Source organism: Micromonospora deserti (assembly GCF_003236335.1).
Lineage (GTDB): Bacteria > Actinomycetota > Actinomycetes > Mycobacteriales > Micromonosporaceae > Micromonospora > Micromonospora deserti.
Map to the genome: position 1 here is coordinate 1 of NZ_POUB01000269.1, position 8,153 is coordinate 8,153.

12 protein-coding genes are annotated in these 8,153 nt (G+C 69.7%); 10 read left to right on the plus strand and 2 right to left on the minus strand.

Annotated elements, in window-relative coordinates; genetic code table 11:
- The first annotated feature begins 297 nt into the window (after positions 1–297).
- On the plus strand, positions 298–1,314 hold the full coding sequence (locus C1I99_RS26330; protein ID WP_158554110.1) for a YaaC family protein: 1,017 nt from the start codon (positions 298–300) through the stop codon (positions 1,312–1,314).
- 203 nt (positions 1,315–1,517) lie between these two features.
- Entirely contained in the window at positions 1,518–2,306 is a 789-nt protein-coding gene (locus tag C1I99_RS26335; RefSeq protein ID WP_111136881.1) for an HAD family hydrolase, read from the plus strand.
- On the opposite strand, the gene C1I99_RS26340 is transcribed toward C1I99_RS26335, so the two are convergent.
- Positions 2,264–2,815, minus strand: a complete 552-nt coding sequence (locus C1I99_RS26340; protein WP_111136889.1) for a P-loop nucleotide/nucleoside kinase family protein — start codon at positions 2,813–2,815, stop codon at positions 2,264–2,266. The two genes, C1I99_RS26335 and C1I99_RS26340, sit on opposite strands and share 43 nt — an antisense overlap.
- Positions 2,815–3,669: an AAA family ATPase gene (locus C1I99_RS26345; RefSeq protein WP_111136882.1), complete on the minus strand. Its 855-nt coding sequence runs from the start codon at positions 3,667–3,669 to the stop codon at positions 2,815–2,817. Before C1I99_RS26345 ends, C1I99_RS26340 begins: the two co-directional genes overlap by 1 nt.
- 200 nt (positions 3,670–3,869) lie before the next feature.
- On the opposite strand from C1I99_RS26345, the gene C1I99_RS26350 reads away from it, so the two are divergent.
- The 8 genes from C1I99_RS26350 to C1I99_RS34230 all read left to right on the plus strand — a co-directional run.
- Complete coding sequence (locus tag C1I99_RS26350) at positions 3,870–4,268, plus strand: transcriptional regulator (protein ID WP_111136883.1); 399 nt, start codon at positions 3,870–3,872, stop codon at positions 4,266–4,268.
- A complete protein-coding gene (locus C1I99_RS26355) occupies positions 4,268–4,483 on the plus strand; it encodes a hypothetical protein (RefSeq protein ID WP_111136884.1) in 216 nt (71 codons plus the stop codon). The genes C1I99_RS26350 and C1I99_RS26355 overlap by 1 nt, the downstream gene beginning before the upstream one ends.
- A gap of 255 nt (positions 4,484–4,738) precedes the next feature.
- On the plus strand, positions 4,739–6,388 hold the full coding sequence (locus C1I99_RS26360) for an FtsK/SpoIIIE domain-containing protein (RefSeq protein ID WP_233512728.1): 1,650 nt from the start codon (positions 4,739–4,741) through the stop codon (positions 6,386–6,388).
- A complete protein-coding gene (locus tag C1I99_RS26365; RefSeq protein WP_111136886.1) occupies positions 6,385–6,696 on the plus strand; it encodes a spread protein in 312 nt (103 codons plus the stop codon). Before C1I99_RS26360 ends, C1I99_RS26365 begins: the two co-directional genes overlap by 4 nt.
- Positions 6,697–6,720: 24 nt before the next feature.
- On the plus strand, positions 6,721–6,909 hold the full coding sequence (locus tag C1I99_RS26370) for a hypothetical protein (protein WP_111136887.1): 189 nt from the start codon (positions 6,721–6,723) through the stop codon (positions 6,907–6,909).
- Positions 6,906–7,523 carry a hypothetical protein gene (locus tag C1I99_RS26375; protein WP_111136890.1) on the plus strand — a complete coding sequence of 206 codons (618 nt, stop codon included), beginning with the start codon at positions 6,906–6,908 and terminating at the stop codon, positions 7,521–7,523. The genes C1I99_RS26370 and C1I99_RS26375 overlap by 4 nt, the downstream gene beginning before the upstream one ends.
- Positions 7,520–7,960, plus strand: coding sequence for a hypothetical protein (locus C1I99_RS26380; RefSeq protein WP_111136888.1), 441 nt, complete (start codon positions 7,520–7,522; stop codon positions 7,958–7,960). The genes C1I99_RS26375 and C1I99_RS26380 overlap by 4 nt, the downstream gene beginning before the upstream one ends.
- Before the next feature lie 5 nt (positions 7,961–7,965).
- On the plus strand, positions 7,966–8,153 hold a 188-nt coding region (locus tag C1I99_RS34230; RefSeq protein ID WP_233512729.1), incomplete at its 3' end, for a hypothetical protein.

Genomic DNA, 8,153 nt, shown 5'->3' on the forward strand with positions numbered 1-8,153 from the left:
ACGCACCACCACCCACCCAGTCCGTAGCATCAAAGGCCAGCGACCGCGGATCGCTACCCACGTTTCCTAGACCACCCGTCGCACATCACCTGGCGGAACCGCGTCGCACATCAGCTGACGGATCACAATCACAGGCATGCTCTGTCCCCGTTACGGGACATGCTTGACGCTCGCGTCCCACCTGATGCCCGACATGATCCTCAAGAGGAGTCGCGGAGGCCCCTCACGGTCCGCGACAGGGGCGTGCATCCCCGAAATCTGTTGGCATCCGATCGCGACATAGCGGACGATCACCGGATGGCGGCGAAGGTAGACATTGACCTTGTGTGGGCGGCACTTCGGTCAACCCGGGCCGAGCCGCCCGCCGGTATCAAGGGGGGCCGCCGCAAGACCTATGTCGCCGCGCTGGAACAGGCGCAGCAGATGTTCACCGCCGCCGCGAGCGTGGGTGTCGCAACCCGCCCGCTTTTGCTGTTCTACGGCCTTTCACAGGGCGGCCGGGCCATCGCAGCCGCCACCAAGCACGTCCACAACAACGACTACCCCTTGGTCGGGCACGGCATCAAGGTCAACACGTCCACGCTCGTCGGTCCCATCGCCAAGGTTCAGGTGTACGGCGACAACACCACTGCAGGAAGTTTCACCCGCCTGTCGAAGATCCTGAACTCGCCGACCTGGGACGGCACCGCGCCGGTGTCGCTGGGAGAGCTGTGGAACACCCTGCCGGAGGGCAGCGTGTTCCCCTTGGAGCGCTCGGTCGGTGCGGCCCCACTTCCAGTGAGCGTCGATGAGTACAGCGTGTTACATCAGGCTCAGACGGCGTCACCCGTGCAGCTCATCGTCACTGGCATTTCGGCCGACATCATGCCGCCGCTGCAGCACACGGGCCCGATGCCGTTGCTGGAAGCCTTCCTGGGCCAATACCCGAAGCTCGCTGGACACACTGCGATCTACGCCAAGGGCGTGTATCCCGATGGCCAAGGCGGCACCCTCCACCTGGCATATCCATCCAGCCACAGCGGCTACCACGAGCGCACCGCCGAGGCGCTCGCGCACAGCACTCTCTACCGCCTGCATGATCGGTACGTCTTCCCCGCTGTTGGCGCGAACACCGATTCCCTCCACCCCGTCATGGCGTGGTGGGCAGTCCTGTTCGCGTTGTCGATGCTCGCCCGATACCAACCAGAGGCATGGGCGGACCACATCACCGTCGACAGCAGCACAGTCGCAGTACCGATCGAGCAACTACTGACCGCAGCGCTGACCGCAGTGCCAGAGCTGCTGCTCCAAACGATCATGGAAGTGTCGCAGTAAGCTCCCGGGCCACCACCCCTCACCGGTACTTGCTCATTCACCTGCGAATGACCAGGACGGAAACGCAGCCGAGTGCCTGACGGTGGCTCGCGCTCCTGGCGTCAACCGCTCCGCTGGCCACCCTTCGCCACATCACTGCACGATACGAAGCAACGGTGGACGATCAAGAGACCGCATCCCCACCGCTCGGGTCATCCGTGAGGATGGTGGGCGTGCTTCGATCGCCTCGCGCTCTCCTGTTGGATTTCGGCGGTGTCCTGGCCGACGCCCCACGACAACCCCCGGCTCCACCAGAACTGGTCCGCCGGCTGTCCCAGCTCGTCGCCGGGATGGTGCCGGCCGAGCAGATCGCCGCCGACCTTGGCGAGGGTGCCCGAGCCTATGCGCTGTGGCGGGACGACATCGGCCGCACCGCTGAGCCGGTCGAGCTGCCACACGCTCAGGTGTGGGCGGACTTCGTAACCCGTACCTGGCCGAAACCTGCCCGCGACGCGGTCGAGCGGGAGGCGACCCCGTTGGCGTACGCCTGGACCTGGCGTCCGGAGTGGAAGGTCCGCCCCGGGATCCCGGAGGCGCTGCACGCCGCTGCCAATGCGGACCTGCCGATGGCGGTGGTCAGCAACACCCTCTGCGGCGCCGCGCACCGGGACTTCCTCGCCGCCGCCGGCCTGTCCGACCTGTTTGCCGCCGAGTTCTACAGCGACGAGGCCGGACCCCGCAAGCCCAACCCCCGCCTGGCCCAGCTGGCCGCCGACGCCATCGGCATCCCCATCGGAGACTGCTGGTTCGTGGGTGACAGCGTGAACCGCGACATCGCTTGCGCCCGCCGGGCCGGTGCCGGCGCCGCGATTCTCATGTGTTCACCCCGCACCGACCGCGAACCACCTAACCCCGACCTGGAACCAGACGCCCGGATTGAGGACGGCCACGGGCTGCTCGCCCTACTTCATCAGAGCAGGGGTACCGGTGGGCGGTCGTCGGCCAGGACGTGACGATGGATGCGCTCCGCTGCGGCACGCGGGGACACGTCGGCGGTGTTCAGACTGAGATCGGCCTCGGGTAGCGGCTCGGTTTCATCCCATGCGCGTAGGCGCGCATCGGTGTCGCCGGTTCGGCGAGAGATGATTCGCTGCGCCGCCACCTCTCGCGGACACCACAGATAGACCACACACCAGCGGGCACCCGGGACAGCCGCGGTGACCGCAGCGACGGCGGGACGCTGGCCCAGGTGCACCACAGGCACACCGGTCGACAACCGCTGCGTCAGGGACGAGCGGTCCACGACATAGCTTGCGCCGTACCGCTGGTTCTCCCAGACGACTTCACCGTTGCGGCGTAGGCGGTCAAGGGTGGCTTCATCGGCCATGCGGTAGCCGCTCGTGCGTCCCGAGCCAACCTTGAGACGCGGGTACAGCGCGTACCGGGCGTCAAGGTCGTGCAGTGCGCTTGTGATCGTGTCCTTGCCTGCCGCTGGCGGGCCGTACAGAATCACGCCCCGCATCACAGACCCTCGTCCGCAAGGATGCCCTTCACCAGCTCCTTCGCCTGCTCTTGCAGCGGCCGGCTCGATGCGCAGTTGTCCACCACGAGGTGCGCGCCCGCCGGGCGGAAGTCAAGGTCGATGGTGCCCAGGTAGCCGGGCCAGTCCGCGAGTTTGAAGGCGTCCCGAGCGGCGCCACGACGGCGCACGTAGGTCAGCATGGTGTCCGCGTCGCAGTACACCCACACCACGGTCGTGGTCGCCTTCGCTGCCTCGAAGAATGCCCGGGTCCGAGCCACCCAGGCGGCATCGCCGAACTCCCGGATGAACGGCGCGGTCACGATCACGCTGTTGCCGCACTGAATGTTCTCGCTGGCCGCGTCCTGGAGGGCTTCGTACTCACGCGGGCGAATCTGGCTTAGGTAGGTCTGCGACTCGCGGTCATGCGGCGACTGGCCCAGCGTCTCTAGCGCCGCCTCCACCACAGGGCGGGTCAGGGTGTCCTTGTCGAGCATCGGCCAGCCCGTTTCACGGGCGAGGATCCGGCCCAGCTCGGTTTTGCCGCTGCCGGCATACCCGCCAATCAGGACAACGCGGGGGCGTTGGGGGCGCACTTCCGACCGGCGCAACTGATCGGGCGCGTGGACGACTCGCTTGGACCGGGACTCGTTGATCACAAGCCCCTCGTCAGCGAGCACCTTCATCGCCTCATTGATCGTGAAGACGCTGACGCCCCACTCCTCCGCAAGCTTCCTCGTGGATGGCAGGGCAGTGCCGTGCACTAGCCGACCCGCCTCGATCTCGTTGCGGATGTTGCGCGCGACCTGCTGATGCCTGGCCTCCGGCCGCTCCGTGCGGCCATGGGGAGAGGTCATGGCAGTGCTCCCTGCTGATCGGCGTCGCGTACGGGTGAAGGCTACCAGCCACCTAACAGATGAGAGGTCTTCTGCCTGCTCAATAACGCACCGCAACGAACTTGAACCTAACAGTTGACTGGTATGCCTATCAGTTGTTAGGTTGTCGGCATCACAGAAGCCGGATCGCCGGTCAAGCCGCATCAGCGAAGGAGATCGTCATGGCCCTCAGGGGTGGTACTCGGTTCGCGGTTCCGTTCGAGGCGGTGTTCCCGCACGGCTGTGTCTTCGTGCCGGACTCGATCGCGGAGGCGCAGGACTTCGACGAGAAGACGCGCTCGAGGACGCCGAGCAAGGACAAGCTGACCGGGCAGCGGGTGTGGCAGTGCCGGGTGTCGGACCTGGACCCGGAGTTGGGCGCGCGGTCGCGTGAGGTGTCGGTCAAGATCCTGTCCGACGTTCAGCCGGTGCCGCCGGTGGGTCCGTTCCAGCCGGTGGAGTTCGAGAACCTGACCGTGACCCCGTACGTGGGCAGCAACGGCCGGCTGGCCTACTCGCTGCGGGCAACGGCGCTGGTTGCGCCGAAGACCCTGGCCGAGACGCGCGGCAAGGCCGCGTGATGTTCGGACGCAAGCAGCGCGACCCGGAGCCGGTGCGCAGGGACAAGGTCATGCGGCTGATCCAGCTCGGCATGGCGGAGACCGACGCCGCGGACCGGGACATCGACAGCCCGACGTTCGACAAGGCAAAGGCCACCTTCAACGCCGCGAAGGACCGGTGCACGAAGGCAGAACTGGCGGCGGCGTACGACGCGCTCCGCCGGCACGGCTACTGACTGTGGCGCGGGGCGGCCCATGCCCTAGGAAAGCCGGCCGCCCCGCTGCCCCACCAATTTCCTCTCGGCCTGGAAGGGCGGGTTCATCATGCCAACTTTCCTGGACTGGACTCGCGGTGGTGGTGCCGGCGAGTCCGCTCCGTGCGTGATCTGCGGGAAGCCGGCGATCTGCCGGAGCCCCGGTGGCAAGCCGGTGCACAAGGTGTGCGCGGAGGCGTGGACCGAGCAGCGCAACGCCCGCAAGGCGGTGGCGTGATGCGCGCTCCGCTGGTCAACTTCCGGCGCCTCCAGGTCGCCACGCCGTGGCCGGTGGTCTGGACGGTCACGATCCTGTTCCTGCTGCTCCGCCTGGCCGTCGTGCTGGTGCGGTTCGCGGTGTGGGCGGTGCGGCACTGGCGGGCCTGGCCGGGCGTCGTCCTGGTCCTGGTCGCCGTCGACGTCTACCAGTCGCACGGTTGGTGGCCTCACCTCCTGGTCCTGCTCGTCCTCGCCGCTGTCGGCGGCGTGTGGTGGTGGCGGGGTCGGGACTCGTTTCAGCGCCTGGTCGTGCTCCGCGTCGTCTCGTGGTGGCGGCGGCTGTGGGTGTACCGCCGGCAGTGGCACGAGGCGATGACGCTGTGCGGTCTGGTGAAGAAGTACGACGGCGGCGAGAAGGTGCCTGAGTTGCTGTCGGTGCGCTGCTCCTACGCCACCGATGAGGTCGTGTTGCAGATGCCGCGCGGGCAGAACCCGGAGGCGTACCACAAGGCGGCACATGACCTGGCGTACTCGTTCGGCACCCGGCACTGCCGGGTCTTCTCCGGCCGCCGGCAGGCACCCCCGGCCCGCTCCGGCCGGCTGGCTTGGCTGCTGCGGCGGGTCGACGCCATCCGGTTCCGCGACCGGCCCCGTCATGTCTGGTTGGTGTTCATTCGCCGCGACCCGCTGACCCGCATCGTCAAGCCGCTGCCCGTGCCGGCCCGCCCGGACTTCACCGCCCTGCCCCTCGGGCTGCGCGAGGACCTGGCCGTGTACTGCCTGCGGCTGCTCGCCACGCACGTCCTGATCGGCGGGGCGACGCGGATGGGCAAGGGCTCGGTCATCTGGTCCCTGCTCCGCTCCCTCGCCGCCGGCATCCGCTCCGGACTGGTGCGGGTGTGGGCGATCGACCCGAAGGGCGGCATGGAGCTGGCCATCGGCGGCCCGCTGTTCTCCCGCTACGTCGATGACGACTGGTCGCGCATGGCCGACATGCTCGATGACGCCGTGACCCGGATGCGCGCCCGTCAACGAGTGCTGCGCGGGAAGGTCCGGGTCCACACCCCAACCGTGGATGAGCCGCTGATCGTCATCGTGATTGACGAGCTGGCGACGCTGCTGGCTTTCCTGCCGGACAGCGAGATCCGCAACCGGATCACCCACAGCTTGGGTGTGCTGCTGTCGCAGGGTGCCGGGCTCGGCGTCCTGGTCGTCGCCGCCACGCAGGACCCCCGCAAGGAAGTCGTCACCGTCCGGGACTACTTCCCGACCCGCATCGCCCTCGGACTGACCGAACGCGGACACGTCGACCTGCTCCTTGGCGACGGTGCCCGCGACCGGGGAGCACTCGCCGACCACATCCCGATCTCCGCTAAGGGCGTCGCGTACGTGCTGCTCGACGGCCAGCCCGAACCCGCCCGCGTCCGCTTCTCCTACATCGATGACGACCTGATCCGGGACATGGCCGCCACCTTCGCCGCCCCGCCCGAGGTCCAGCCCGAACCGGTCGAGCCGCCGGCCCCGGTCAAGCCGGCCCGCAACGGCACCGGCAACGGCCGGCACACCTACCGGCCGACCCCGCCCCGGCAGGCCGCGCCGCTGCTACCGCCGTCCCTGCTCAACGCCCTCGACATCGACACCACCCCGCACGGAGGTGAGCCGCGGTGACCCCCGACCAGATGCCCGAGAACACCCCGGCCCGGATGCCCTACGCCGACCCGCCGGACGAGCCGACCCAGGAGCCGCGCCGCTTCTACCGGCTGCGCGCCCCGCACGTCGAGCGGGCGTCGGTGCCGGTCACGGTCCGGGTCACCCCGAACGCCGACCTCTACGTGGCGGTCGGCTCCGGCCGGCGCCGCATGTACCTGACCCCCAACGAGGCGTGGGCGCTGTGGCGGTGCCTCTCCGAAGCCGTCGCCTCGACCGGGGAGCCGCCGGAGTGGATCCGCGTGCACATCACCCCCACCCACCGCTGACCCTCTGCCTGCTTGGAGCCCGTGATGCGTACCCGTCGACTCACCCGCCGGCCCATCCGCCGCACCTGCCTCGACCTCGCCCACACCGACCCCGACCAGCACTGCCCCTACTGCGCCCCCGACACCCACGCCGACGCCATCCTCGACGCCGCCCTCGCCCGGCACGTCGAGATCGCCGCCGAGGACGCCGAAGCGTGGGGGTGGGCGGCATGAAGCGGGCCTTGAACTCCGAACGACTGGAAGCCTTCGCCCTGGTCCTCATCCTCCTGGCGGTGGGCGGCATGGCCGGCGCCGCGTCGTTCACCCACGTGAAGGACTGGACCATGGCCCACGCCCCGGCCGGCACCGGCCAGTGGTTCGGCTGGTCCAACGCCGTCATCTCCGAACTGACCCCGGCCGCCGCGCTGCTGGTCATCCGCCGTCGCCGCCGCCTCGACCCCAACGCTCCGGTGCTCTACCCGCTGTCGATCCTCGTCGCCGCCGTGGCGCTGTCCCTGGCCGCGCAGATCGCCGTGGCGGAGGACAGCTTTTCGTCCCGGCTGCTGTCGTCGGTGCCGGCGCTGGCGTTCCTCGCCCTGTCCAAGCTCATCCTGTCCGCCCCGGCGAAGACGCCCGCCCCGGCCCCGGCTCCGGTCCGGCCGTCGCCGGCCGCCGCCGTCGACCTGGACGACACTCAGCGGCCCGCCGATTCCGCCCCGGTCTTCGTCTCGCCGGCATCCGCCGTCCCGACCCCGGCCGCCCCGGTGGCGGTCCGCTCGGCTCTCGTCCCGTCCGTCGTCCAGACACCCCGCAACGGTCAGATCTTCGCCTCGGAGGTGACCCGATGACCCGCAACCAGCTCGCCCGCGTCAACACCCGCCGGCCCGCCGTCGTCGCGCGCCGGATCGTCGGCACCCCGGCCGAGGTTGCCGCCACCGTCGCCCTGGTCCGCGACTCCGGCCGCCTGGTGTCCATGACCACGCCCCGGCAGATCCCGGGCGACTCCCGCGTCACAGTCACGGTCCGGTTCCTCGACGACGGCCGGCCCGCCCCGGCTCCGGTCCGCCGGCTCCGCCGTGGCCGCGTCATCGCCGCCGCCGCCGTCCCGACGCTGGGTGCCGTCGCCGTGGCCGGCTATCTCGCCGCCGTGCAGCTCGTCCATGCGGTGCGGGCCGCGTTCCCGCTCGTCGCGGGCGTGGTCCTGGTCCTGGTCGTCATCGCCGTGCTGGTGCGCCGCTCGGGTCGCTGCTGCCCCGGTCTGCACTGCCCTGGCTGCGGCCACTGACCGCCATGACCGCCCGTTGGCCCACCTACTGCGCCCGCTGCCGTAGGTGGGCCACGGCCCTCATCGAAGCCGGCCGCCCCGGCACCGGCCGATACCGCGCCGAAACCGTCTGCGCCCGCCACGAAGCCGCCGCCCACCGCTGGGCGGCCCACGCCGGCCCGACCCGCACCACCCCGATCGGTGACGCCCAACC